32 protein-coding genes are annotated in these 25,158 nt (G+C 65.0%); 31 read left to right on the top strand and 1 reads right to left on the bottom strand.

The window, feature by feature from the left end; translation table 11 throughout:
- Position 1: 1 nt before the first annotated feature.
- The 25 genes from ACN0TP_RS15870 to ACN0TP_RS15750 all read left to right on the top strand — a co-directional run bounded on the left by ACN0TP_RS15870 (position 2) and on the right by ACN0TP_RS15750 (position 20,500).
- Entirely contained in the window at positions 2 to 274 is a 273-nt protein-coding gene (locus ACN0TP_RS15870; RefSeq protein WP_417220518.1) for a hypothetical protein, read from the top strand.
- Positions 275 to 289: 15 nt separating this feature from the next.
- Positions 290 to 2,218, top strand: coding sequence for a phage portal protein (locus ACN0TP_RS15865; protein ID WP_417220516.1), 1,929 nt, complete (start codon positions 290 to 292; stop codon positions 2,216 to 2,218).
- Positions 2,219 to 2,235: 17 nt separating this feature from the next.
- Positions 2,236 to 2,994 carry an HK97 family phage prohead protease gene (locus ACN0TP_RS15860; protein ID WP_417220514.1) on the top strand — a complete coding sequence of 253 codons (759 nt, stop codon included), beginning with the start codon at positions 2,236 to 2,238 and terminating at the stop codon, positions 2,992 to 2,994.
- 64 nt (positions 2,995 to 3,058) lie between these two features.
- Positions 3,059 to 4,369, top strand: coding sequence for a phage major capsid protein (locus ACN0TP_RS15855; RefSeq protein WP_417220512.1), 1,311 nt, complete (start codon positions 3,059 to 3,061; stop codon positions 4,367 to 4,369).
- Positions 4,370 to 4,446: 77 nt separating this feature from the next.
- A complete protein-coding gene (locus ACN0TP_RS15850; RefSeq protein WP_417220511.1) occupies positions 4,447 to 4,758 on the top strand; it encodes a hypothetical protein in 312 nt (103 codons plus the stop codon).
- Positions 4,759 to 4,773: 15 nt separating this feature from the next.
- Positions 4,774 to 5,259: a hypothetical protein gene (locus tag ACN0TP_RS15845; RefSeq protein ID WP_417220510.1), complete on the top strand. Its 486-nt coding sequence runs from the start codon at positions 4,774 to 4,776 to the stop codon at positions 5,257 to 5,259.
- On the top strand, positions 5,259 to 5,594 hold the full coding sequence (locus tag ACN0TP_RS15840) for a hypothetical protein (RefSeq protein ID WP_417220508.1): 336 nt from the start codon (positions 5,259 to 5,261) through the stop codon (positions 5,592 to 5,594). Before ACN0TP_RS15845 ends, ACN0TP_RS15840 begins: the two co-directional genes overlap by 1 nt.
- A complete protein-coding gene (locus ACN0TP_RS15835; RefSeq protein ID WP_417220505.1) occupies positions 5,594 to 5,869 on the top strand; it encodes a hypothetical protein in 276 nt (91 codons plus the stop codon). The genes ACN0TP_RS15840 and ACN0TP_RS15835 overlap by 1 nt, the downstream gene beginning before the upstream one ends.
- A complete protein-coding gene (locus ACN0TP_RS15830; protein ID WP_417220503.1) occupies positions 5,866 to 6,249 on the top strand; it encodes a hypothetical protein in 384 nt (127 codons plus the stop codon). Before ACN0TP_RS15835 ends, ACN0TP_RS15830 begins: the two co-directional genes overlap by 4 nt.
- A 14-nt stretch (positions 6,250 to 6,263) precedes the next feature.
- Positions 6,264 to 6,926 (top strand): hypothetical protein, encoded by a 663-nt coding sequence (locus tag ACN0TP_RS15825; RefSeq protein WP_417220500.1) that lies wholly within the window; start codon positions 6,264 to 6,266, stop codon positions 6,924 to 6,926.
- A 97-nt stretch (positions 6,927 to 7,023) separates the two neighbouring features.
- Complete coding sequence (locus ACN0TP_RS15820; protein WP_417220499.1) at positions 7,024 to 7,173, top strand: hypothetical protein; 150 nt, start codon at positions 7,024 to 7,026, stop codon at positions 7,171 to 7,173.
- A 24-nt stretch (positions 7,174 to 7,197) separates the two neighbouring features.
- The gene (locus ACN0TP_RS15815) at positions 7,198 to 7,602 is read left to right on the top strand and encodes a hypothetical protein (RefSeq protein WP_417220497.1); all 405 of its coding nucleotides are present in this window, start codon (positions 7,198 to 7,200) and stop codon (positions 7,600 to 7,602) included.
- A 146-nt stretch (positions 7,603 to 7,748) separates the two neighbouring features.
- Complete coding sequence (locus ACN0TP_RS15810) at positions 7,749 to 8,066, top strand: hypothetical protein (protein ID WP_417220494.1); 318 nt, start codon at positions 7,749 to 7,751, stop codon at positions 8,064 to 8,066.
- Positions 8,067 to 8,084: 18 nt separating this feature from the next.
- A complete protein-coding gene (locus tag ACN0TP_RS15805) occupies positions 8,085 to 11,321 on the top strand; it encodes a phage tail tape measure protein (protein WP_417220493.1) in 3,237 nt (1,078 codons plus the stop codon).
- 697 nt (positions 11,322 to 12,018) lie between these two features.
- Positions 12,019 to 12,864, top strand: coding sequence for a hypothetical protein (locus ACN0TP_RS15800; RefSeq protein ID WP_417220492.1), 846 nt, complete (start codon positions 12,019 to 12,021; stop codon positions 12,862 to 12,864).
- 9 nt (positions 12,865 to 12,873) lie between these two features.
- Positions 12,874 to 14,052: a hypothetical protein gene (locus tag ACN0TP_RS15795; RefSeq protein ID WP_417220490.1), complete on the top strand. Its 1,179-nt coding sequence runs from the start codon at positions 12,874 to 12,876 to the stop codon at positions 14,050 to 14,052.
- Positions 14,049 to 15,050, top strand: a complete 1,002-nt coding sequence (locus tag ACN0TP_RS15790; protein ID WP_417220489.1) for a hypothetical protein — start codon at positions 14,049 to 14,051, stop codon at positions 15,048 to 15,050. Before ACN0TP_RS15795 ends, ACN0TP_RS15790 begins: the two co-directional genes overlap by 4 nt.
- 7 nt (positions 15,051 to 15,057) lie before the next feature.
- The gene (locus ACN0TP_RS15785) at positions 15,058 to 15,672 is read left to right on the top strand and encodes a hypothetical protein (RefSeq protein ID WP_417220488.1); all 615 of its coding nucleotides are present in this window, start codon (positions 15,058 to 15,060) and stop codon (positions 15,670 to 15,672) included.
- A gap of 61 nt (positions 15,673 to 15,733) precedes the next feature.
- Positions 15,734 to 17,518: a glycosyl hydrolase family 28-related protein gene (locus ACN0TP_RS15780; RefSeq protein ID WP_417220486.1), complete on the top strand. Its 1,785-nt coding sequence runs from the start codon at positions 15,734 to 15,736 to the stop codon at positions 17,516 to 17,518.
- A 9-nt stretch (positions 17,519 to 17,527) separates the two neighbouring features.
- The gene (locus ACN0TP_RS15775) at positions 17,528 to 17,938 is read left to right on the top strand and encodes a hypothetical protein (RefSeq protein WP_417220484.1); all 411 of its coding nucleotides are present in this window, start codon (positions 17,528 to 17,530) and stop codon (positions 17,936 to 17,938) included.
- Positions 17,920 to 18,246 carry a hypothetical protein gene (locus tag ACN0TP_RS15770; protein ID WP_417220482.1) on the top strand — a complete coding sequence of 109 codons (327 nt, stop codon included), beginning with the start codon at positions 17,920 to 17,922 and terminating at the stop codon, positions 18,244 to 18,246. The genes ACN0TP_RS15775 and ACN0TP_RS15770 overlap by 19 nt, the downstream gene beginning before the upstream one ends.
- A gap of 53 nt (positions 18,247 to 18,299) precedes the next feature.
- Positions 18,300 to 19,268: an N-acetylmuramoyl-L-alanine amidase gene (locus ACN0TP_RS15765; protein ID WP_417220480.1), complete on the top strand. Its 969-nt coding sequence runs from the start codon at positions 18,300 to 18,302 to the stop codon at positions 19,266 to 19,268.
- A gap of 9 nt (positions 19,269 to 19,277) precedes the next feature.
- A complete protein-coding gene (locus ACN0TP_RS15760; protein ID WP_417220479.1) occupies positions 19,278 to 19,649 on the top strand; it encodes a hypothetical protein in 372 nt (123 codons plus the stop codon).
- Between the two features lie 96 nt (positions 19,650 to 19,745).
- On the top strand, positions 19,746 to 20,099 hold the full coding sequence (locus ACN0TP_RS15755) for a hypothetical protein (RefSeq protein ID WP_417220477.1): 354 nt from the start codon (positions 19,746 to 19,748) through the stop codon (positions 20,097 to 20,099).
- A 128-nt stretch (positions 20,100 to 20,227) separates the two neighbouring features.
- The gene (locus ACN0TP_RS15750; RefSeq protein WP_417220476.1) at positions 20,228 to 20,500 is read left to right on the top strand and encodes a hypothetical protein; all 273 of its coding nucleotides are present in this window, start codon (positions 20,228 to 20,230) and stop codon (positions 20,498 to 20,500) included.
- Positions 20,501 to 20,888: 388 nt separating this feature from the next.
- Here ACN0TP_RS15750 and ACN0TP_RS15745 read toward each other — a convergent pair whose 3' ends face one another.
- The gene (locus ACN0TP_RS15745) at positions 20,889 to 21,050 is read right to left on the bottom strand and encodes a hypothetical protein (RefSeq protein ID WP_417220475.1); all 162 of its coding nucleotides are present in this window, start codon (positions 21,048 to 21,050) and stop codon (positions 20,889 to 20,891) included.
- Between the two features lie 355 nt (positions 21,051 to 21,405).
- Between ACN0TP_RS15745 and ACN0TP_RS15740 the strand changes: the two genes are divergently transcribed.
- From ACN0TP_RS15740 to ACN0TP_RS15715, 6 genes are all read left to right on the top strand, one after another.
- The gene (locus ACN0TP_RS15740; RefSeq protein ID WP_417220473.1) at positions 21,406 to 21,834 is read left to right on the top strand and encodes a TadE family protein; all 429 of its coding nucleotides are present in this window, start codon (positions 21,406 to 21,408) and stop codon (positions 21,832 to 21,834) included.
- A gap of 25 nt (positions 21,835 to 21,859) precedes the next feature.
- Positions 21,860 to 22,282 carry a hypothetical protein gene (locus tag ACN0TP_RS15735; protein WP_417220472.1) on the top strand — a complete coding sequence of 141 codons (423 nt, stop codon included), beginning with the start codon at positions 21,860 to 21,862 and terminating at the stop codon, positions 22,280 to 22,282.
- A gap of 112 nt (positions 22,283 to 22,394) precedes the next feature.
- Entirely contained in the window at positions 22,395 to 22,802 is a 408-nt protein-coding gene (locus tag ACN0TP_RS15730) for a hypothetical protein (RefSeq protein WP_417220470.1), read from the top strand.
- A 17-nt stretch (positions 22,803 to 22,819) separates the two neighbouring features.
- Positions 22,820 to 23,938 (top strand): peptide chain release factor 2, encoded by a 1,119-nt coding sequence (gene prfB, locus ACN0TP_RS15725; RefSeq protein WP_417220468.1) that lies wholly within the window; start codon positions 22,820 to 22,822, stop codon positions 23,936 to 23,938.
- A 188-nt stretch (positions 23,939 to 24,126) separates the two neighbouring features.
- Positions 24,127 to 24,876, top strand: coding sequence for a 3-hydroxybutyrate dehydrogenase (locus ACN0TP_RS15720; protein ID WP_417220467.1), 750 nt, complete (start codon positions 24,127 to 24,129; stop codon positions 24,874 to 24,876).
- Positions 24,857 to 25,158 (top strand): CoA-transferase (locus ACN0TP_RS15715; protein ID WP_417220466.1); only part of this gene is annotated, 302 nt, incomplete at its 3' end. The genes ACN0TP_RS15720 and ACN0TP_RS15715, both read left to right, overlap by 20 nt.

Below are 25,158 nucleotides of genomic sequence, written 5' to 3'. Positions count from 1 at the left end.
CGTGCTCGCTGCAGTCCTGGCCACCCTCGGCCTCATCATCGGCGCTGCGGCGGTCTGGCTGGCCCTGCGCCTGCACTGGCGGTCGCTTGTCGCCCACCGGGTGGTGGTGAACCTCAAGTCCGGCCAGTCCCTCGACGGGTTCCTGGTCCGTCAATCCGGTCCGCTCCTGTTCGTCAGGGACGCATCATTCCTGCAGCCCGGCAGCGAGCCGGTGGCCATGGACGGCGAGATCGTCGTCGAACGATCCGAAGTCGAATTCATCCAGGCACCATAACGGGGAGGTCAGAGCGTGGCATCGATCATCTCCCAGGGACAGCTCACCAGCATCTCCCGCCCGACCGTCACCGTGGCCAGCAGGCTCGCGATCTCCGCGGACTACTCCCCGGACTACGCGCAGATCTGGCGCCGGCACGGCAGCGTGCAGACCGTGGTGAACTTCCTCGGCCGCAACATCGCCAGCCTCGGACTGCACCTCTTCGAGCGCGTCGACGACAACGACCGCCGCCGCGTCACCGACCACCCACTGGCCAAGATGATCGGGACCCCGAACCCATGGACGACGCACTACACGTTCTTCGACGCACTCGTCCGGGACCTGGCAATCTTCGAACGCTTCCTCGCCGTGAAGGTCAAGAACGACGCCGGCGGCTACTCGCTCGTGCGGATCCCCCCGGCCATGTACTCGATCACCTCCTCGTCGTGGATGTTCGCCGAGGCCTTCGAGGTCAAGGGCACCAAGGGCAAGAAGACGTTCGCCCGCGAGGAGGTGCTCTTCATCGACGGGTACAGCCCGGACGGTGACCTCGGCGGGGTCTCCTCCATCGAGTCCCTGCGCGAGATCCTTGCCGAGGAATACGAGGCAGCCCGCATGCGGGCCCAGACCTTCCGCAACGGCGCCCGCACCAGCGGCTACCTCGAACGCCCCGCAGGAGCGCCCAAGTGGTCCCGTGAGGGCCGCGAACGCTTCCGCACCGGCTGGCGCTCGCAGTACGCCGGTTCGGGCGGCTCGGATGCTGCGGGGACGCCGATCCTTGAGGACGGCATGAAGTACGTGTCGGCCTCGCAGTCTGCGAAGGACCTGCAGTACATCGAGTCCCGGAAGCTGACCCGGGAGGAGGTGGCCTCGGCGTACTTCATCCCGCCGCCGATGATCGGCCTGCTCGATCATGCGACGTTCTCCAACATCAAGGAGCAGCACAAGAACCTCTACCAGGACACGCTGGGCCCGTGGCTGCAGCGCATCGTGCAGGAGCTCAAGCTCCAGTTGCTCGGGGACTTCCCGGATTCGGATCGCTTCTACCTCGAATTCAACCTCGAGGAAAAGATGCGCGGTTCGTTCGAGGAGCAGGCGGCGCAGCTGCAGCAGTCCGTGGGTGGGCCGTGGATGACCCGCAACGAGGCCCGCTCCATGCGGAACCTCCAGGCCATCGATGGTGGGGACGAGCTCATCGTCCCGCTGAACGTCATCACCGGCGGCCAGGCGTCCCCTGTGGACTCCGGAAGCCAGAACATCGGCGGCGAATCGGCGGCCCCGCGGCGGCGCATCAAGGCCGCGGAGTACGAGATCAAGGCGCCGGAGGAGATCCCGTCCGAGCACCAGAAGGCCATGGCCAAGGTGTTCTCCAAGTTCTTCGCCCGGCAGCGCGCCGTGGTCCTCTCCGCGGCCGGGGCGAAGAGCCCCGACTGGTGGGACGAAGACCGGTGGGACGAGGAGCTGTCCGAGGACATCCTCGACCAGTCCCTCGACGTCACGAAGGCCACCGCCCTCGCCGCCCTGACCGGCATGGGCGTCGATCCGGACAAGTACAGCGTGGACCGCACGAAGGCCTTCCTGAGGAAGGTTGCCGAGCGGATCGCCTCGCAGGTCAACGCGGCCACCGTGGCGGCTCTGGAGGCGGCGTTCTCCAGCAATGACGGCGACGCCCCGGCGCATGTTTTCGACGTCGCGGAGGAGTCCCGGGCAGACCAGTCCGGGATGACCGCCGCGGCCACGTTCGTGGGGTTCGCGATGGTCGAGGCCGCTCGGCAGACCCGCCCGAAGGCGAAGAAGCGGTGGCAGGTCAACTCCGGGAACCCGCGGTCCTCCCATGCCAGCGTGAACGGCGAGGAGGTCCCCATCGATGACGAGTTCAGCAACGGGCTGATGTGGCCCGGCTCGTTCAACGGCGATGTCGATGAGGTCGCCGGTTGCCAGTGCTCCGTTGTGATCATCAGCTAGCCCCCCAGGAGGGAACCATGCACATCAAGACAGTCCCGATCGGGGGAGTGAAGGCCGGCCCGGATGATGGGCTGGAGGAAGGCGAGTTCATCGTCTACCCCTCCACCTTCACGCGGGAGCCCGACTCCTACGGCGACGTCGTCGCACCCGGCGCGTTCACCGACACCATCAAGGAGTGGGAGGAATCAGGGAACGTCCTGCCGGGCCTGTACGGGCACCGCATGGACGACCCGGACTTCTTCGTCGCAGGCGCACTGGAGATGACCCAGGACGAGCACGGCTGGCGGGTCAAGGGCAAGTTCGACATGGACTCGCCCAAGGGCCCCCACGTCTACCGGCTCGTCAAGGGCCGCCGACTCAGCCAGCTCTCCTTCGCATTCGACACCCTCGACGAGGGCGCCGTGGAGCTGGAGGACGGTGTCAAGGCCAACGAGCTGCGCAAGCTCAAGGTCTACGAGTTCTCCTTCGTCCCCATCGGCGCCAACCAGGACACCTCCGTGGTGGCCGTCAAGGCGCTCGCCGAGGCCATCGGAGGGGGACTGAAGGCCGGCCGCGTCCTCGCGTCCAAGCACATCGACTCCCTGCGATCCGCGCAGGAAGCAATCGGCGCGGTGATCGCCGCCGCCGAAATCGAAGACGACCAGGAAAAGGCCAGCGGGCCGCCGCGGGGCAACGACGAGGAGCCGGAAGCGGCCAAGTCGAAGGACCCCAAGCCGGACCCGTCCGCACGGAACCTGGCAGAGGTGCTCGAACTCGAAATCGAGTTCAGCGCCTAACCACCCGAACAACGAGGCCCCCGGAAACACCGGGGGCCTTACTCATCCCCAGAAAGGGAAGAACATGAGCAAGCTGAAGCAGCTGCAGGAAGCAGCTCGGGCGGCTGTCAAGTCCGCACGCGAGATCGCGGAGAAGGCCGACGCCGAGGGCCGCTCCCTCACCGACGCCGAGAAGGCCGACTACGACCGCGACATGGTCAAGAGCCGCGACCTGCTCGAGCAGATCAAGACCGCCAAGGCCGACGCCGACATCCTCGACCAGGCCAAGGCGCTCGCCGATGAGATCGGCGGGAGCGCCGCGGACGACGTCGAGGCGCAGAAGGGCGCGGAGAAGTCGCTGCGCCGGGTGAAGAATCTCGGTCTGGAGGTCGTGAACTCCCAGCAGTTCAAGGACGCCATGTCCCCGTTCACCGACGGCCGTGTGCCGGAGCGGGCGAAGTTCTCCACCGCGCCGATCCGGGTCAAGGGCCTGTTCGTCGGTGGCGACCAGGCTTCGGCCGGCGCGTTCGTCACCCCGGAGCAGTCAGGCATCATCGAGATGCTGGGCCGTCGGCCGCTGACGATCCGCGACGTGATCAGCGTCCGTCGCACCGGTGCCGATGCCATCGAGTACGTCCGTCAGGTGTCCCACACCAACGCGGCGGCCCCGGTGGCCGAGGCGACGTCCAGCGCCGCGCCGACGGCGCCTGAAGGTGGCGGGGCATTGGTCCTTCCGACCGGTGGCGGATACAAGCCCGAGGGGTCGTGGGCGTTCGAGCGCAAGACCACCAACGTCAAGACGATCGCCGAGTGGGTGCCTGCCACCAAGCGGGCCCTGGCCGACGCCGCCCAGCTGGAGGGGCTCATCAACGACGAGCTCCGTTCGGACATCGCGGAGGCGGAGGAGAACCAGATTCTCACCGGTGACGGGTCGGGCGAGAACCTGACCGGCATTCTCTCGACCTCGGGTGTCCAAACCCAGGCGTTCGACACGGACATCTTCCGTTCGACCCGCAAGGCCCTCACGAAGGCCCGCACAGTCGGCCGGGTGGTCCCGAACGCGGTCGCGCTGAACCCGGTTGACGTCGAGACCATCGACCTCGCCCGGGAAAACGGCTCCACCGGCAAGTTCCTGGGCGCCGGCCCGTTCGCCCTCGGCCCGCGCACCCTCTGGGGCGTCCCGGTGCTGGAGACGGAGGGCATCGCCGCCGGGCAGGCCCTGGTCGGCGACTTCTCGAAGGCCGTCCTGTGGGACCGCGAGCAGACCTCGGTCAGCATCACGGACTCGCACGCGGACTTCTTCATCCGCAACATGGTCGCGATCCTCGCCGAGGAGCGCATCGCGTTCGGTGTCACCCGCCCGTCCGCCTTCGTGAAGACGGCCGTCGCGGCCTGACCCACCCTGAACCGGCTGGCGGCGTTCGCCCGAGGGCTGCGCCGCCAGTCGTCCAACCCCTTTGAGGAGGGTCTGAAATGTCTGATCTGAAGGATTACGAGGTCCGCACCACCAGCGGCTACGTGACGACGATCCAGTACAGCGACGCGGACGCCAAGCTGCGCGGCCTACTGGGCAAGGACGTCGACGCGGAGTCCGCCAAGGCATCTGGCCGCAAGGCCAGCCAAGCGGCAGCCAAGAAGAAGGCAGCCGAGGACGCCGCTGCGAAGAAGGCTGCCGAAGCAGCGGAGGCCGCGGCCAAGGAGAAGGCCGCAGCGGAAGCCGCGGCCGGGGCCAAGGGTGGCCCGGTGCCGGCGAACAAGCAGGCCCCGCCCCCGGCGGACAAGTAGGAGGGAGGGGCGCTCATGGAGCAGCTGATCACAGCTGGTGACCTGGTCGGATTCAAGGGTGCCCCGTTCCCCGACCCGGTCATCCAAAGCGCGGCAGAGTCCGTGCGTACCGAATGCGAGTGGCACATCGCCCCGGTCATCACCGAGACGGTGAAGATCCGCACCGCGGGCGCCTGGTTCGTTCTTCTCCCCACCATGAGGCTGGTCGAGGTCCTAGGCATCGCTGCCGGCGGCCAACCTGTCACCGGGTGGGAGTGGTACCAGAACGGCGTCATCGAACGCCGGGGCGGCTTCCCCCACGTGGTGGAGATCGAGTTCCGGCACGGCTACGAGACATGCCCGCCGGAGCTGCTCGCCGTGATTGCCGAGCGCGCGTCCTCCGGATCCGCTGGCCGGGTCCGGCAGGAGTCGCTGGGCAGCCGCTCGGTGTCCCTCGAAGCCGGGTACGACACCGTCGGGTCGGTCGTCCTGGCGAAGTACACGCTTTCCGGGGAGGCCTGATGAACCTCATGACCGAGACGTGCGTCCTCCGGTTTCGGGGCAAGCCGATCCCCGGTGAGTTCGACGACTACGGCAACCCCGTCATCGGCCCACCACGGGACGAGACGTGGCCCTGCTGGTACGAGCCCCGCGGCTCCACAGAGGACACGTCCGCGAAGGACCAGCAGATCTACGGCTACTGGGTCTACCTGCCGCTCAGCGCCCCGCTGAAAGGCGCGGACGCGGTCGTCGTCGAAGGCGACGAGCACCAGGTCGTCGGCGAACCCGGCCGCCAACCGGGCGGGTTCATCGTCGACGGCTTCCAGAAGGCGGCGATCGAGAAAGTGGGCGGCTGATGGGCGAAGTCGAGATCACCCCCGCATTCATCGCCTCGGCCATGACACAGCCGGGCGTCCTGGCACATCTGCAAGTCGTCGCGAACCGGGTCAAGGCCCGGGCCGAGGGCATTGCGGCCAGCGAGGAGGTCGACATGCAGGTCACCACCGTGGCCGGCGTCCGGCCCAAGGGCCGACCGTTCGTCAACGTCGTGGCCGACAACGCCGAGCAGGAGTGGGGATCATCCCGCACCGGCCGCCGGCGGATCCTCGGCAGGGCGGCGGCCGGCGGATGAGCTGGCCCAGCATCATCAAAGCACTCATCGCAGCCCACCGCACCGACACTGGCGTCCAGACAGGCACCAAGGTCCCCGCGGACGTCGAGCAGCTGGCCGGGTTCGTCAGGATGGCCCGCGGCCCCGGCACGGACGACATGGTCACTGACGCCCCGCTCATCGACGTGGAGTGCTTCTCCACCGATTACGGGACAGCGGAGGCGCTCGCCGAGGAAACCCGGCAGTGGTTCCACCGGCTCAACGGCCGTCGTATCGGCGTGGTCCTGGTCGACAGGGCCCGCACATCGGTTTCCCCCGCCTGGGTGGACTACCGCAACCCGGCTACGAACCGATTCGTGGCTTCGTACCGCATCGAGTTCAGGCAGCAATTCGACACCTAGAAAGGGTGGCCATCATGGCAGTTCAAACGTTCAACGAGGTGAAGGCCCACAACCCGGCCAACATCCGCAAGGCCCTCGAAATGGCGATCTTCGTCAAGCCCTACGAGGAATCCGACACCGAGATCACGAAGATCTGGAGCGCCACCGAGGGCCTGGTCGTCCCCGCAGGGTATGTCGGCGTCGGCCGGACCACGAAGGACGACGGCGCGACCTGGTCCCGCGACCAGGACACCGCCGAGGTCGACTCCCACGGCTACGCCGAGCCGGGGCGTGTTGACATCCTCAAGGACGTCAGCGGCCTCGCGTTCACCATGCAGGAGTCCAAGCGGCAGGCCATGGAGCTCTACCACGGGCTGGACCTCTCCGCGGTGACCACGGACACCGACGGGAACTTCTTCTTCGACAAGGCCTCGCGCCCGGTCCAGAAGAAGTACCGCGTCCTGGCCATCGGCAAGGACGGCGACGGCCCGGACGCGATCTACATGGCCCGCTGGCTGCCGCGTGCCTCCATCACGGAGAACGGCGAGCAGGCGTGGTCCGAGGGTGACGAGATCCGCTACCCGGCGACGTTCACCGCTTACACCGACGAGCCCGTCGGGACGAGCTTCCGCGAGTTTTGGGGCGGCCCGGGTCTGGACCACGCGGCCATGGGCTTCCCGGCCCCGGCCGGCGGATGACGGCAGGCTTTCCCGACTGGTGGCCCCGGTTCCTTGGTAGGGCCTGCCGGGGCCACCGCTTCATCCAGGCACCTACCAACCGAAGCAGGAGAGAGCAATGGCGAAAGCACAGCAGGAACTCACGGACGGCACGCGCAAGTGGACGCCGGCTGACGCAGTCGAGGCGACCAACCTCCGCGCCCGCGGGTGGAAGCCCGCCGACGGCAAGCCGGCCGCCAAGGCCGATACCCCCAAGTCCAACAAGTAGCCCGACCAGGAAGGCCCTACCACCATGAGCAACCAGCAGCAGTTTAAGACATGGGACCAGTACGCCGAGGAAGCGAAGGCCGAGCCCTTCCAGCTCCCGGTGTCCGCTGACGAGACCATCATCATCCAGGCCCCCACGGGCGCGTCCCTGATCCAGTGGGCCCGCGCTTACCGGCACAACGACATGGAAGCCATGCTCATCACCCTCTGCGGCGAGCAGTGGCCGAGCGTCGAGCCCCTCCTCGCGAAGGCCGGGATGAAGGCCTTCGAGAACCTGGTCACGGACATGATGATCTTCTTCGACCTCGCCGAGGAGATCACCCTCGTCGGCCAGGGAGGAGGAAAGATCACCGAGAAGGATCCCCGCAAGGTCCGCGCGCTCCTGAAAGCGGGTTACCGCGTCCAGGGGGAAGCCGACTCCCGTACCTGATCGCACTCGTCGATCGGTACGGGGACGCGATCGAGGCGGACCTGCACAGCGAATACGGTCTGGACCTCCTCGACTTCTTCCGCCGCCGGTACTCACCCCGGAAGCTGCTCAACCTCATCGAGCGGCTTCCGGCGTGGTCCCAAACGGTGGAGGCACGCGTCAACGACGACGAGCTCGCGGACACGATGCTCGAATCCGTGAAGGACCTCCCCGACAACGGGCCCCGGATCTCTGAGTACACGCCCGTCGTGGAGCGCCTCGACACCCTCGCGGACATGCTCTCAGCCCTCCAGGCGACAGTCATCGCAGCAGCAGGCGGCAAACCCGGCCGCCAACGCCCTGCCAAGCGGCCCTCAACGGCCATCAGCCGCGCCCAGAAGGCCCGCGCAGACCGGAACTACACCGACCTGCTCTCAGAGGTCGAGGCAGCCCAGGAACGCTGGCAAGCCCGCATAACCGAATAAGCACCCGAAGGGGGACCCGTGGCACAGGCCGAAGACACCGTATGGCTCCCGGTACTCCCATCCATGCGGGGATTCGGCCCCGCCCTGGTCAAGGGAGCAGGCGCCGAAGCCGACAAATCAGGCAAATCCGTCGGCAAGCGGTTCGGCCTCGCAGTCGTAGCGGGAACAGCCGTCGTCGGAGCCGGTGCGCTCGCCGTGGGGAAGGCCCTGTACAACGTGGGCGAGATCTTCGACGACGTCGCTGACACCATCCGGGTCGGAACGGGGGCGACGGGGAAGGATCTTGACGGGCTGGTCGACGTTGCAAAGCGGGTCGGGTCCACCGTGCCCGCTTCCTTCGAGGACATCGGGTCCACGGTCGCCGACGTGAACACCCGGATGGGCCTGTCGGGGGAGACCCTGCAGAAAGTCTCCTCCCAGTACCTGGAGGCGGGCCGGATCCTCGGTGAGGAAGTTGACGTCAACAAGACGTCGGCCGCGTTCAACGCCTTCAAGATCGAGGGGGAGGACGTCTCCGGGGCACTGGACCATCTGTACCAGGTGTCGCAGGCCACGGGCATGGGCATGAACGAGCTGGCCGATGCCAGCGCCCGGAATGCCCCGGCGATGCAGACCCTCGGGTTCTCCTTCGAGGAGACCACGGCCATGGTCGGTTCCTTCGACAAGGCGGGCCTGAACAGTTCCCAGATCATGGCGTCCCTGTCCAAGGGGCTGGTCACGATGGCGAAGGACGGGGAGAAGCCTGCCGAGGCCTTTAAGCGGGTGCAGGGCGAGATCTCCGGCTTCCTGGAGAAGGGCGACGAGGCGGGGGCGCTGAATCTTGCTTCCAAGGTTTTCGGCACCCGCGGGGCCACCCAGTTCATCGGGGCCCTGAAGTCCGGGACGCTGAACCTCGACGACATGTCCAAGGCCGCCGGCCAGACGAGTGACACGATCCTCGGCGCCGGCGAGGAGACGATGGACTTTGCCGAGCAGTGGCAGCTCTTCAAGAACAAGGTCCTGGTCTGGCTGGAACCTCTGGGCACGAAGGTCTTTGGTGCCCTCGGGACAGCCATGGATGTCGTGAACCAGTCCGTGACGGCCTTCGGCGCCGCGTGGGAGTACAACGACGGCGAGATCACCTCCTCCGGCATCCCTGGGTTCATGGAGCGTCTCGGCTATATCGCGCACCAGACGTTTGACCTGCTCTCGGGGGGCATCAAGGCCTTCACCGCGGCGTGGGTCTACAACGACGGAGAGGTCACGTCTTCGGGGTTCGCCGGGTTCATGGAGCGCCTGGGCTATGTGGCACGGCAGACCTTCGACTACTTCAAGCTGACCGTGATCCCGGCGGTGGCGCAGTTCGGCCAGTTCCTGATCGACAACCAGCAGCCGATCGCGATCATCGCGGGTGTCATTACGGCCCTGCTCCTGCCGGCGTTCATCCGCATGGGGGTCCAGGCCCTGATCGCCCGGGGCAAGATCATCGCGACCTTCGTGGCGGCGAAGCTCGAGGCGATCAAGTCCGGTGCCGTGTTCGCGCTGCAGTCCCTCCGGATCGTGGGCGCGTGGGTCCTCATGGGCGTGCAGTCCCTGATCCAGGGCGCCCGCATGGCTGCTGCCTGGATCCTGGCCATGGGCCCGGTTGGTTGGGTCATAGCCGCTGTCATCGGCCTCGCTGCCCTGGTCATTGCGAACTGGGACAAGATCTCCAAATTCACCAGGGAAGCATGGGCGAACATCGTCGGCTTCGTCACCACGGCGTGGACCAACATCAAGACTCGGGTATCCGCTGCCATCGAATGGGTCCGCAGCTGGATCCTGTCTAAGATGCTGGCGATCAGGCTGCTGTGGGATGCCGGGTGGAAGGCCATCTCCGACAAGGTCACCACGATCTGGAACGGCATCAAGACCGTCATCGCATCCGTCTATGAGCGCGGCATCAAGCCCGTGTTCAACGCCTTGGTGAAGCTCGTGACGGAAGCCATCCCGAACGGATTCCGAAAGGGACGGGACGCAATCGAGGCCATCTGGAAGCGGGTCGCGAACATCGCCCGCAAGCCGGTGAACTTCGTGGTCGGGACCGTCTACAACAAGGGCCTAAAGGCAATGTTCAACGGGATCGCCGGGAAGCTGAAACTGCCGTGGCGTCTGCCAGACGCCGCGGAGATCCCGGCGTTCGCGAAGGGCGGCCAGATGGGCCGGGGCTGGAAGCTCGTGGGCGAGGAAGGCCCCGAGCTCATCAATACCGGCCCCGGCTACGTGTACACGGCGGGGGAGACCCGTCGGATGCTCGACGGCCAACGCCAGATGCCCATGGCCGCAATCGACCAGGGGCAGCAGGCCGAGAAGGGCATCGGAGGGTTCTGGGGCGACGTGTGGGGAGGCATGAAGTCCACGGTCGGGAAGGTCAAGGACTGGGCCGTGGGAATGATCGGTTCCGCCGTGAAATCCCTCGTCCAGCCCATCAAGACCGGAATGTCGGCAGCCCTGCCCGGGGCCGGGATGAACGAACTCATCCGCGGTGCCGGGTTCAAGCTGGTCGACGACATGACCGGCTGGGCGACCAGGAAGGATGACGCCGCAGCAGCCGCCCAAGCCGGGGCAGGCGGCGGTGGGTTCGTCGGCGGATACGACGGGCCCCTGGGACGGTTCTACCGCCCCGGCGGGCGCATCACGTCCGGCTTCGGATCCTCCCGTGGCCGGTACCCCCACGCGGGCATCGACTTCGCTGTGCCAATTGGTACTGCGGTGAAGGCCATGTTCGACGGCATCGTGTCCAAGATCGGCTGGAACGCGGTCGCCGGGCGCACGGGCAAGGGCTTGTTGATGACCCATGGCAACCGGATGAACTCCTACTACGGACACCTCTCCGGGTGGGTGGCCAAACCCGGCGACCGGGTCAAGGCCGGGCAGACCATCGCCCGATCCGGCAACACCGGCAACTCCACCGGGCCCCACCTCCACGCGGAACTATGGCGCAACCGGCAACCGTACAACTACGCCACACTCCTACGCGACCAAGGCGGCGCCCTCCCACCAGGACTCTCAACCGTCCTGAACAAGACCGGCGGAAACGAATGGATCTTCAACCAACCCCAACTCGGGACGCTGGAGAACCTCGCCCAACACGCGCTCGCCGGTCGCGGGGGAGGCCCGGCGGAGTTCCGTGGGGATTTGTTCCTGGATTCGGGGGAGTTCTTGGGGAAGGTCCGGGGTGTGGCGCGTCAGGAGATTTCTGGTGTGGCGAGGGCGTCGTTGGGTCGGCGTAAGTAAGTGGTGGTGGGGTCGGGCTTCGGGTTCGGCCCCATCATCCTGATGAGAGGTGGTTTTCGTGGCTGTTGGTTTGGGTGAGGAGACTCCGTTTTTTCTTGAGGTGGAGTCTTTGGGGCGGACGCGGCGTGTGTTGCGGCGGGTGTTGGAGACGCGACGGAACCTGTGGCGCGGGTCTGCACTGTCTAGCGACAGAGCGGCCATGGCCTCTACAACCGCTGGTTCAATCACGGAACAATCAGCATCCGGGCTTGTCATCACGACCGGCCCGCCCCCGACTGGAGCCTATTCGTTGGTCTACACCAATACAGGATTTCGCGTCTCTGTGGAGCCGGGGAAACCCTACAGTTGGCGCATTCCGCTAAGAAACAATGGGTCTTCTCCGGTTCCAATCTCGATTCTGACTTGGATTGCTGGGGTTACTACAGGTGATACCGCCGCTTCTGCGTCATTCACTCTTGCGGCCGGGGAGCAGCGTGATGTGGTGATCGAGAATTTCGTCGCCAAACCGGACGCGAAGGACATTCGCTTCTCGATCTACTACAGCGCATCGGCAGCCAAGCCAGTTGCCGGCTCTGTCCTTGAAATGCTGGATGGCATCACTCTGACAGAGACCGTAACGGCGGCGGAGTCATTCAATGGGGACACCCCTGGTGCTGATGGTTGGGAGTATCGGTGGGAGGGGGTGCCGAATGCTTCGGTGAGTGTTGCTGAGCGGGTTGAGTATGTGGAGGAGTGGGGGGAGTTCAGCGAGGGTGCCCCGCGTACCCGGCTTACTGTCTACAACGTCCCGGATGGCAGCACCCTGGAGTTGCGGTGGTCGAGCTCCGGGGAGTCCGGGCCGGTCCAAGGGCACAGGTCCTGGCGGGTCTCGGGACTCGGAATCGCCCACGACTGGGCCGTCCCCTTGAACCGTGAGGTCACATACACGGTCCTCGTCGACGGGCAGGTCCAATCGACGGCCAGCATCACCATCGAATCGGACGTCGCCTGGATCCAGGACCCCCTCCACCCAGACGGGGCACTACCTGTGCACTCCACCAGGATCATCGACGGCATGCTGCTGCTCGACTCCAAGGCGATCAGCACGGCCACCTACGCGAACAACGGCACCAGCGCCAACGTCATGGGCTCCCGCTACCCAAGGTTCAGTTCAGGGCTGCGGTCCGCGGCGTCCGACGTGTCCGTGACCATGTGGTCCGACGACGAACCCACCGAGACATCGTTCCGGACCATGGTCTTGGAAGCCCCCGTGTTGCTGCTGCGGCCCCTGCCACGCCACCGCCTCCTCCCACCTCTGGCCTACATCGCCGGAGACGTCACCGAAGACCAGCGCACCGTCCGCCTAGGCCAGGACCTCACCCACTGGGCGTTGGCCGGGAACCTCGTGCAGGCGGTCCTGCAGGCGGCCCAGTCCGGGTTCATCACCTACGGGCAGGTGCAGGAGCTGCTCGGCGGGTACACGTACGGGGAAGTCCAAGCCGCAGCCAGTGCCACAACATATCTGGACTGGCAGAAGAACCCCCTGATCTTCTCGAACCTCTAAGGAGCCGCTGTGCGTGATGTACCCGAGGCCATGCTGGCCGCGTTCGACGGCTCCAGCTCCGGCGCCGTGCTGTCCTGCGCGGCACTGTATGACGGCGCCGTGGTCCGGGACAGGCTGGACGTGTCGGCGTGGTCGATGAACTGGCGGCTGGGTGACCAGCAGACGGTCCAGGGGTCGGCGTCGTTCACTGTCCAGGATTCGGAGGGCCTGCTGGCCCCATGGGGGTACGACGAACCGCTCTCCGTGGGCGGATCGCGCATCCAGGCGGTCTTCGAATGCGCCGGTGAAACCGTCCCCCTGGGGGAGTGGCTGATCACCCGGAACCAGCCCAACGAATTGTGGCGGTTGACCCGGTACGGCAACGGGCAGTCGGTGCGCTGGGTCAACGGCGGGGCCACGGTTCCCCTGGACGGTGCCGACTTGTCGCAGCTGCTCGCGAACGCGAAGTTCATGTCACCGGAGGCCCCGCCCCAATCGGGCGGGACGGTGTTCGGGGAGATCGAGCGGCTGTGTGCCGGGCTGGTCGGTGTCGAGTTCGTCGGCGTGCAGGACAAGCCGGTCCCCAAGAACATGGTCTACGCCCAGGAACGGATCAACACGATCGCGGACCTGGCCCGGATGGTCGGGGACTACCGGATCAACGGGGTCGGCCTGTTGCAGGTGTTCGACCCGGAGCGTCCGGGCACGCCGCATTGGACGATTGATGCCGGCCCCGGCGGGGCGATGATCACCGTGGGGCGTGAGCAGTCGCAGGACGCCCTGTTCAACGCGGTCACGGCTTCCGGCCAGACGGAGGGCGGGGAGGAGATCCGCGCCTACGCCACGACGGTGGACGGGCCCCTGCGTTGGGGTGGCCCGTTTGGGCAGAAGCCCACGGAGATGACGTCGTCGGCGACCAGCTACTACGCCATGAAGCTCGAGGCGGAGCAGTACCTGCGTGACCAGGTGGAGTCGGCCACGACCATCCTGAATGTCTACTGTGCGGCGAACCCGCTGTACGAGATCGGGGATTGGGGGGTGGTGGCGCAGCCGGTTATCGGCGGCGAAACCTACCCGCTGGTTGGCCGGTGCGTGGAAGTCGAGATTTCCGGCGGTGCTGCAGGCTTCGGTGAGATGCGGTTGTCCATGGAGTGTGCCACCTCCGATGTTCTCGCGGTGGCCCGGTACATCAGGGGGACCCAGACATGATGCCCGAGCAGGACACGCCCGCCAGCCTGAGGTTGGAGGATCTCGTGGACCCGGCCAAGCACCGGGTGCGGCTGGTCAACGGCTACGCAACCAGTGCCCCGGGCGCGGTGACCGTTGGCGGCGTCTCGGTCCCGGCGTTCTGGCTGACCCACATTGACGCCCAGGAGTACGACCCGGTGTGGGTGTTGATGCTCGACCGGCCCGATGCCCCGTCCTTGGCCGTGGTGATCGGGGTGAACGGGCCGCCGGACCAGCTGGTGGTGAAGCCGATCACCGGCACCGTGACGGCTGCGCCGATCGGTTCCGACACGATCACCGTGAGCACCGCGTCCGGGAACGTGGATGCCGCGTTCCCGGCCTCCTACACCCCGCAGGTCTCGGACAAGGTCCGCCTCCTGTGGCAGGACGACAACGCGTGGGTGCTGGGCAAGTCCGCGAAGGTTCCGGCGCCGCCTGCTCCGAAGCCTCCGAAGCAGAAGCCCGATGTCCCGCCGCCGCCAACCGGCAGCGGCAAGGGCCAGGACACGTTCACGGCTGCGGAATCGGCGACATGGTCGACGGGGACCGGGTCGTGGAACTCCTATATGGGCCGGGATCTCTATCAGGGTTCCTACGGTTCGACCGGGGCGAACCGCGGCGCGTGGTTCTACCACAACAAGCCCTCCAAGCTGAAGGGCAGGAGCCCGGTGAAGGTGGAGATCTGGGTGCCCAAGCGGCTCCGTGCCGGGTCCTACAACTCCTCCGTCACGCTCAATCTCTTCCTCCACTTCTCGGCCAAGCGCGGCGGGTCAGATGTCTCCCGCGGATCCTCGTTCGACGTGGCCATCCCCAAGGGGTTCAAGGGCGGGTGGAAGGAACTCCCCGTCTCGTGGGGGGCGCAGCTGATCGCGGGCCGTGGCATCGGCATGGCCGGTGGCTCATATGCAGGATTTGCCGGGATCTCCGGCAAGAACGGCGACGCCCGATCGGGCCAAGTACGAATCACCTGGGAAGGGTAGATAAACCATGGCACAGACTCTCTGGAACGGCGAACGGGTCCCGTCCGACGACGACATGTGGAACCTGGTTCCGGACTGGCGACGCACCGCCCTGCTGGGGAACCGGGTGATTCCGGTGTTCTCGAAGTCGGAGCGCGACTCCCTCTCGGCTTCGGCGCCGGATGGTGTCATCCCCGATGGGACGATAGCGCTGCGGATGGACCAGTCGACCAGGGGCGCCGTGTTCGACGTCTTCGTCGGCGGGGCCTGGGTCGACGGGAAGACGGGCGTCCTGACCACCGGGGTGGGCATCACGGCATCGTCGGTGGCCACCCTGACCTCGTATGCGATCAGCAGGCAGGGAACCACGGTCACCGCCCGCGTGGACCTCGTCTACACGGGGCCCATGGTCACAGCGGATGCGGGGACGGGGAACATGGTCGACACGTCGATCTTCACGATCGAATCAGGGTGGCAGCCGATCTGGGCGACCTACGACGTGACATGGACCCGCCCGGGCACTTCTGGGTACGGGGGCCGTATTGACTCCGGTGGGGTCGCGGCCATCACGCATGCTGCCCCGGGCGTCTACCTGAACACGGGGAACGCGATCCGGCTGGATGCCTCGTGGCAGATCGCCTGAGCCGACCACAACTCTCTTGCCCCTGCATGCAGGGGCTTTTTTGTGTCCAAGGAGGCACCATATGAGCAGGCGCACGGTTCCAGGGTTCATGGCCTACCAGGCAGACGCCGGGGGCCAGGGGGTCCCGCTGGTTGCGAAGGGCGCGGCCGGCGAGGTGGTCCTCGCCGCGGCCGACGCGACGTTGACGTCCACCCTGGTGCAGGCGCACCGGATGAAGGACGGGACCACGTACACCCCGTTCTCGAACATCCACGGTTTCGTGGAGGGCTTCACCGTGGACATCCCGTCGACGTCCACGGCTCCGGGTGTCTGGTTCGTCTCCGGACCGGTGTCCAGCTACCAGCCGTTCCTGGAGGGCCAGCGCGGTGCGCCCGGCCTGCCGGGGACGAACGGGGTGGCCACCGACGAGGCGGTGGGCACGAACATGGCGACCCCGGGGACGGCGACCCGTGCCGAGACCACGTCCCTGGTGAATGGGATCATCGGCCCGATCTGGGATCAGATGACCCGGGATGTCATTGCCGACACGGATTCGGCGACCCGTTCCCTGCTCAACGCCCTGTACGGGGGCGGCGGTGGCGGCGGCGTGGGGACCGGATATGTCAACGTCATGCAGTACGGGGCGAAGGGTGACGGGTATTCGGACGATGCCTGGGCCATCCAGGCGGCACTGGATGACAACACCGGGGTCGTCGTGTTGCCGGTCGGGTACACGTTCCGGTTGAAGAAGCGGTTGCGTTTCAAGAAGGGCAACCACGTGATGGCCTGGGGTGCCAAGGTCATCCGCGACCAGGCAGCGATGCACATGGTCAGGAACTACCGTGAGACCTCGTTCGATGGCGTGGAGGACGACTTCCCCGGCTATACGGGCAACGGTGACATCGTCATCGAGGGCGGCACCTGGGACAACAACTCGAAGATACCGGGCGGGAACACGTTCACGTTCGCCCACGCAAGGAACATCAAGTTCCGGGGGATGACGTGCATCCGCAACCGTGACCACGTGTTCGACCTGCCTGGGTGCGACGGGGTCACGATCGAAGACGTGTGGATGCTCGGGTTCAACATCTCCGAGACCCACAAGGAAGCCATCCAGATCGACTCCTGCATCAGCGGGGCCGCGTCGATGCGGCCGCTGGACGGGACGATCACCAAGAACGTGACCGTCCGCAACTGCCGGGTCGGGCCCTGGACGGATCCGGAGACTGCCGAGGTGTGGCCGACGTGCGGCCGGTTCATCGGATCACACTCGGTGTCCACGCTCGGTATCCCGTTCGAGAACATCCAGGTCCTGTACAACGTGGTCGACGGCGCCCAGTCCCGCGGCATCAACCCCTACGGGTGGTCCGGGTTCAAGGTCGTCGGGAACACGGTGCGGAACACGGTGACCCGGGGCATCAGCGTGTCCACGCCGGCCGGGATCGTCTGCACATCCGGCCTCGTCCAAGGCAACCACGTGAAGGACAACCAGTCCGATTTCGGGATCTGCGTCATCTCCGAGGGGACCGCCGCCGACCTGAAGAACGTCCAGGTCCTCGGCAACACCTCCGAGGGATCCAGCAACATCGGCGTCGTGATCGGACTCTCGACCGGGTGCGTGGCGGGGAACAACCACGTCATTGGTGCGGCGACGACGAACCCGAACGGGCGCTCGGCCATGGCCATCGGTTCCGGGGCGGTGGACCCGTACCTATACCTGAACACGGTGACGAAGTCCGGGGCCGCCACGCAGGCGCTGATCGCGTTGTCGGTCAACGCGGCTGCGGTCCGGCCACGGTACGTGCTGAACAACTTCCTGGACGGGCTCACCGTCTCGGATTCGAACACCGGAAGCATCAAGGTCTAGGAGGACACCATGACCACCAACGGCCCGCCGTCGCTGACGGAGTCCATTGTTCGCGGGATTGGGTACCTGCTGATCGGAACGTCCGGGGTGTGGGTGTTGTTTGCCCCGCCCCGGACCATCGAGGGGGCGGCGGGGACCCTGTTGACCACGACGTGGGGCATCTTCCTGCTGGCTGCCCTGATCGCGTGCGTGGCCACGGTGTGGCGCCGATACCGGGTCGAGTACGCGGTGCTGCCGATCATGGCCGGTGGGGTGTTGATCTACGCGGCCACCCTGCTGGCCCTGGTCCCGGGGACGATCACCCGTGGCCCGCAGGCGTTGCTGATGACCGCGCTCTCGTGCGCGATCATCGCCCGGCTTGCGTCCCTGCACCGCCTGGTGAATGCGTGGAAGGAGCGGGAGTGGATGCAATCCAGCTGATCATCACCGCCCTCGGGGGGCTGGGTGTTGGTTCGGCTGTTGCGACCATCTACGCGTCCCGCAAATCCGCGCAGGTCGGCATGGCCGGCAACGAGGTCGAGGCCGCTGGCAAGGAGTCGGCGAACTGGTCCGAGTTCACCACCCGGATCCAGAACACCATCGAGCGCCAGGACAAGCGGATCACGGAGCTGGAAGCCGAGATCATTTCCCTGCGCAAGGCACGGGAGCGCGACGGTGGGCACATCGCGATCCTCGAGGGGATGATCTGGTCCCGTGCCGATCCTCCACCCCCGCCCCGCCCGATCTGACCCTGACCACCAGCCGCCCACGGGCGGCTTTTTCATGCCCTAGGAGGGCCGTCATGACCTATTTCACTGGACTCGCACGAGTCGCGAAGACCACTGGCTATCCTGTGGTCGAACGCCCGGGGTGGAAGACCCGTGGCCACGGCCAGATGGGTGCCATCAAGACCGTTATCTGCCACCACACTGCCAGCGCCCAGACCGGCAACGCCCCCGCGCTCGGATACGTGGAATCGAACAAGGGCGCGCTGCCCGGACCGCTGGCACATTTTGTGCTGGGCCGCGACGGCACCATCTACGTCGTCGCCGCTGGTCTCTGTTGGCATGCAGGAGCCGTTGGCAACCCGAATCACGGGAACACCCATGCCATCGGCATCGAAGCCGAGAATGACGGCAAGGGTGAGAAGTGGGGGCCGGCCCAGTACGACTCCTACGTGAAGCTCTGCGCCGCACTGGTCGCAGAGTTCAAGCTCCCTGTGTCGGCTGTCCTAGGGCACAAGGAAATCGCCGTCCCCAAGGGCCGCAAGATCGACCCCACCTTCGACATGGGCGCATTCCGCGCCTACGTCGCCAAGGGGAAATACCTGGACGAGAAACCCGGCAATGTGAAGCCCGCGACACCTTCCAATCCGAAGCCGAAGCCTTCCGGGAAGGGGTGGCCGGCCGAGCCGCTCCCGGTCACGTCGAAGCACACCGCCGCGTCCGACAAGGCGTGGCACGAGCTCATGGCCGCCATCGGCTACAAGGACAAGAACCTCACCACCAACGTCCAACGGTGGCTTTCCAAACTCCGCGACCCGCGCACGGGCAAGGGCTACTACACCGGTCTTATCGAAGCCGACCACGGCAAGACGCCCGTGTTTGGCCCCATGCTCGTGGAGGCCTTGCAGAAGAAGCTTTACGACACGGCCGGCCCCGGCGGGAAGCCGGCGCACATCTACTACGGCAAGGCCGACGGCAGCCGTGGCAGCGCCACCATCAGGGCCGAAATCGCCTACCTCAACCTGCCAGCCAACCGCGGACTCTAGGAGACCACCATGCTCACATCAATACTTCGGACGCTCGTGCCCGCGCTGTGGGGGAGCTTCATCGGCTGGGTGCTGGCGGTCGTGCCGGTCCTCGAACCGTTGCGGGCCGACCTGATCGCGTATGGGGATCTCGCGATCCCGGTCATCAGCGCGGTCCTCATCGGCGCCTGGTACGCCCTCTGGCGGTGGCTCGAACCGCGTCTGCCCGACTGGCTCACCCGGATCCTCCTCGGCTCCGCAAAGGCACCCACGTACTGGAACGAGAACAGCATCTCCGGCGACGTCGACCAGAAACCCGTAGCCAACGGTCTGCCGCAGTACGCTGCAGCAGACCACGTGAACCTCCCACCCGAGGACGAACCTAGATCCCGACGGGAGTAGCCGGCGAAAATGCGCTGCCTCCCCTGCTTGGGTGAGGCAGCGCATTGCCCGACTGCCTATTGCGCATATGCCGCAGGGATGCGGCATGATGTAGATATGTCGAATGATAAGGCCGACTTCCAAGGATCAGTTGTCCGAGTAGCGGACCTCACCGTCACGTCTAGTTCGATTTCGGGCAAGGTGTTCCGCGATTGTCTGATACTTGGCCCCGCGGTCGCCGTGCTAAGCGGAAAGGGGGCGCTCGATGGATGTACGTTCGACGCGCCGCCGGAAGCCCTCTTGTGGCCTATTACCGACGGCAGGAAATTTGTCGTTGGGGCAGTCGAGTTTAAGGACTGCTTCTTCTACCAGTGCCGCTTTCAGAACGTGGGCCTGGCGGGGGACAAGCAATTCGCCAAGAACTTCACCGAGAATTTGGCGCCATCTAGCGAGGAAGAGGCGACAGCGTGAGTAATGTTGCGGCAGGATATCTGAGAACACCAACTCGCTCCAGAACTGCTGTATCCGCTGCAAGTTTCAGGTCTACGCCCAGCTCCGATAGTTCGATAATTAGCTACTCGGCGGAGTCTGCAAAGGAAGTGGGCCTGCATGCCTTGCGCGTCGAAATCGGCCGGTTGGACTTGGCGACGTCTGTGACAGGGCTGGTGCTGTCGACGCGCGTATCCTCAAGCACTACTGCACGAAAGAGGAGGAAAGGTTTGAATAAGCGCGAAAAGATGCGCGCCCTGCTCGCCGGAGCTTCGACGATTACGGGTGCGGCCGGAAACCAGCGCCAGCGGACAAACGAAGAGATTCGTAAGGATGCCGAGGCCAAGGTGGCTCGGATCATGAAATCGGTTCGGAAATACTGAAGTGGGTTTCGAGCCATCCAATGTCGAGGAGGCACAGCTTCTTCGGCAGATGGATCACGAACACGCCATGGATCGTGAGCGTATAGGTTTGGCAAAGCGCGGCCAAATTTGGGCTGGATGTCTCGCCGGTGTGGGAATAGTTGGGTCGTTGGGCAACCTTTTTGTCGGGCATGGTGTCGTCGCCGCTGGAATCATGACGACTGAGTTCGTCATACTGATAGGGCTCTTTTATAACGGAAAACGAGATCCCATCAACAAGCAACTCAGCTCGAAAGCCGAGGAGTCGGAGGCATTGGAATCCTCATAGGTACCGGCCTCCGTACCGACTCGGAACAGCAGCCTTCCATAGCGCCCCACCTCTCCATACGGAGGCGGTGGGGCGCCTTCGTCATGCCCGGCGGAGTGGCTGGAGGAATTCGGGGCCCTCGAAGGTGCGGGTGCCGTCGTCCCATTGGACTCGGATCATGCCGGGGAAGAGGTTGACGCCCAGGATGACCGTGCCGTGCTGGTGGGGTGGCCGGGTGGACTCGACGCGATCCCCGGGCTTCATGCGGGCAAGCATATGGGCGCGCGGGGCAGTGGTGGTAGTTCTGGTGGTAGTTCTTTCGGCTGAGGGTGGACAGACAGCGACAGCAGCCGCCGCAAAAACCCCGGAACAACGGCGAGCCAGCCGAGGGAGGACCGCCCGGATACGGCGTCGCGGGAACTCAAAATGCGGCATGCTTGAGTCTGTGGTCGTCCGGTGGCCACGCGCGGGTGACATCAGGACCTATTCATATTGATGTCGGCGGTATTGGTTGCAGCACTGCTGGCAATTGCCGGTCCTCGACTGAGCGACTTGTTCAACCAGGCCATTAACCGGGTCTCAGGTCTCGACTGAGAACGCCACTGGCAGCGCGACACGCATGCAGAAGAACGGGCAGGAACCCCAACGCCTCGTGCCCTACCCCGTCCGCGTCCACCACGGGGAGGACGGGTCAGCAGTTGCCGAATTCGTGATGGTATCGGCACTGTTGACGATGCTCTTCATCTCGGTCTTGCAATTGGCCCTGGTACTGCATGTGCGCAACACATTGATGGACGCTGCTGCCTCGGGCGCACGATTCGGGACCTTGGCGGACAGATCCCCGGCAGAGGGCGCGCAGCGGACCCGGGATCTGATTGGTGGTTCGCTGGGCACGGGGCTGAAAGCGGACGTCGACTACCAATCGATCACCATCGGGGGCCAGCCGGGAGTGCGGGTGACGGTCAGCACGCCCTTCCCACTGTTGGGATACTTTGCCGTCACCGGACATCTGAGCGTCAGCGGAGAGGCGGCAAGCTATGGCAGCTAGGCAACTCCCACGATGGATTCACCGTATGTGGTCGGACGCGCATGCCGGTGAAGCAGGGTCGTCGATCATCGAATTCATCTTTCTTGGCGTCCTGTTGCTCGTGCCCGTCACCTATCTGATCATCAGCGCCTCCCAATTGCAGGCGGCTTCATTTGCCGCGGTGGGTGCAGCGGATCATGCAGCACGGACTTTCGCGGCCGCAGACCGTGAAGACGAAGGCGCCGCCCGCGCGCGCAACGCTGTGGATATCGCCGTGGGCAACCTCGACGTTGATGAGAACTCGGCCACCATGGAATACCACTGTTCTTCGGCCTGCCTGGAGCCCGGTTCTACGGTCTCCGTCACGGTCGTCATCAGGGTTCCGCTGCCGTTCTTGCCTGCGGGCGTCGACTTGGATTTTGGCCAGGCGTCGTCGTCCTCGACGGTCAGGGTGGATCGATTTGGCTGAGATGCAACGCCGCAGTCCCCCAATACAACGGAGTCACCATGCCCGGATGGACAGCCGACCTATTCAGCCAGCAGCAGCCCGCATGGACGCCGCTGCCGAGGATGGACAATCCATGATCCTGATCATCGGCTACGTGGTCATAGTCCTGTTGGCGGTCAGTGCGACATTGGCGGCCACTCTGGTCAATACCCAAGCGCGCAAGCTCCTCAGCGTTGCAGACAGCGCCGTCACCGCTGCAGCCGATAGCTTCGAAGTGGAAAACGCCGGTTCGACAGACCAGATCAGCATCCGGCTCAGTGATGCAGGAGTCGGCGCGGCAGCGTCGAAATACGTCGACGACGTTGGCGCTGCCAGCCGGTTCGATGGATTCTCCGTCACACGCGCCGGAGCCAGTAGCGACGGAACAACGGCCGTCGTGAGGCTGAGCGCGGTGGTACATCCTCCGATCATCGGCTGGTTCGTGCCGCAGGGGATTCCCATTAGCGTGGAATCCAGCGCCAGAACGGGACTCACAAGATGACGTAGGCTTGGTGGATCATGGCCTCTTCTGACTTCTCCGCGGAAATCCGCGACCTGCGCAACACATTCGCTTCCATCGAAGCCGTCACGGACGTCGACGGAATCAAAGCGGACATCGTCGATTTATCAGAAAAGGCGGGTGTACCGGACCTCTGGGACGATCCGTCGGCAGCACAGAAGATCACCTCGAAGCTCTCTCACCGGCAGAGCGAACTGGAGCGCATCGAACGGCTGGATGCACGGATTGACGATCTGGAAGTCCTGGTCCAGCTCGCTGGCGAGGAAGACGATGCGGATACCTTGGCCGAGGCCGAAAAGGAGCTCAAATCACTCCGAAAGGCACTCAGCGAACTAGAAGTGGTCACGTTGCTGGCGGGCGAATACGACGAACGGGCCGCCGTAGTGACCATCCGGGCAGGTGCCGGAGGCGTTGACGCGGCCGATTTCGCCGACATGCTCCTGCGTATGTATCTCCGGTGGGCAGAACGGCACGGTTACCCGACAGCCGTCATGGACACCTCCTACGCCGAGGAAGCCGGGATCAAATCGGCGACTTTCGAGGTCAATGCACCGTATGCCTTCGGCACGTTGTCGGTGGAGGCCGGAACCCACCGCCTGGTACGGATCAGCCCCTTCGATAACCAGGGGCGGCGACAGACATCCTTTGCCGCCGTCGAAGTCATCCCGCTGATTGAACAAACCGACTCCATTGAGATTCCGGACAACGAAATCAAGGTGGACGTCTTCCGGTCCTCGGGCCCCGGCGGGCAGTCCGTGAACACGACGGACTCCGCGGTGCGAATGACCCATATCCCCACCGGGATCGTGGTGTCGATGCAGAACGAGAAATCGCAGATTCAAAACCGTGCTGCGGCGCTTCGGGTCCTTCAGTCGCGACTGCTTCTTGTGCGGCAAGAAGAGGAAAATGCGGCTAAGAAGGCCCTCGCAGGAGACGTAAAGGCCTCGTGGGGGGACCAGATGCGCTCATACGTCCTCAACCCCTATCAGATGGTCAAGGACCTTCGGACCGAACACGAAGTGGGAAATACCGGCGCCGTTTTCGATGGCGAAATCGACGATTTTGTCGATGCCGGTATCCGCTGGCGGGCAAATGCACGCCACGAACTGGCGGAATGACCGGAGCGCATTCCTGCATTCTTCCTGCGTTGGCTTCTGCCTCTGCGGCCATACGGAACCCAGCTGCTGACGCAGATGCGTCCAGCATGCAATGATCCGTTGAGGGGCCATGTCCGATGGATGCCCCGTCCAGGCGGCTATCGGTACTGCCCTGACATTGCCATGATGGCCAGAACAGGAGAAGACACATGCGCGGAAACTTGCAAGGACGCCACGCGATTGTCACCGGGGGAGCGAGCGGCATTGGTGCCGCCTGCGTCCGAACCTTCGCCGAACGCGGGGCAACCGTGACCGTCGCAGATCTCAACGGCGAGGCTGCCGAGAAGGTCGCATCCGAGGTGGGTGGGAAGGCGTGGCAAATCGATCTCTCAGATACGGCCACATTGGAGTCACTCAGCCTGGATGCCGACATCCTCGTCAATAATGCGGGCATCCAGCGCATCAACCCAGTCCACGAATTCGTCCCCGACGACTGGCGGATGATCCACCGGCTCATGCTCGAAGCGCCGTTCCTGCTCATTCGTGCGGTACTGCCAGGTATGTATGAACGCGGATTTGGTCGGATCATCAATCTTTCGAGCATCCACGGCTTGCGCGCCTCCGCCTTCAAAAGTGCCTACGTGGCAGCCAAACACGGGCTCGAGGGTCTTTCCAAGGTCACGGCCTTGGAGGGGGGAGAACATGGGGTTACAAGCAATTGCATCGAGCCGGCCTATGTCAGGACTCCTTTGGTCGAAAAGCAGATATCGGACCAAGCCAAGATGCATGGCATACCCGAGGATGAGGTTGTCGCCAAGATCATGCTCACCGAGTCCGCCGTCAAGCGCCTTGTTGAGCCGGAGGAGGTAGCCTCATTGGCCGCCTGGTTGGCATCGCCCGACGCCGGAATGGTCACTGGGGCCTCGTACACCGTCGACGGTGGATGGAGCAGCCGGTAGCACCGCGCTCAACGCGTCAGTCAATGTTCGGGCTGAGCGCTCGATGGCGATAGGTTGGAAGGTAACGCCGGTCACAGTCCTGGATGGTTGGGGCCGATACAAAATTCTCTGGGCAAGGGAGGTCATTGAATTGGCAATGGATAAGGGTGTTGCCTCGGCGGCGGAAGCCGTGGCTGATATCGGGGATGGGTCCTCGATCGCCGTGGGCGGTTTTGGGTTGTCGGGCAATCCGATGGTGTTGATCCAGGCACTGCTGGAGCAGGGGGCCACGGAGTTGTCGGT

It is taken from the genome of Arthrobacter sp. (assembly GCF_048266065.1).
GTDB lineage: Bacteria > Actinomycetota > Actinomycetes > Actinomycetales > Micrococcaceae > Arthrobacter_H.
This window is presented reverse-complemented; position numbering and strand designations above follow the sequence as displayed.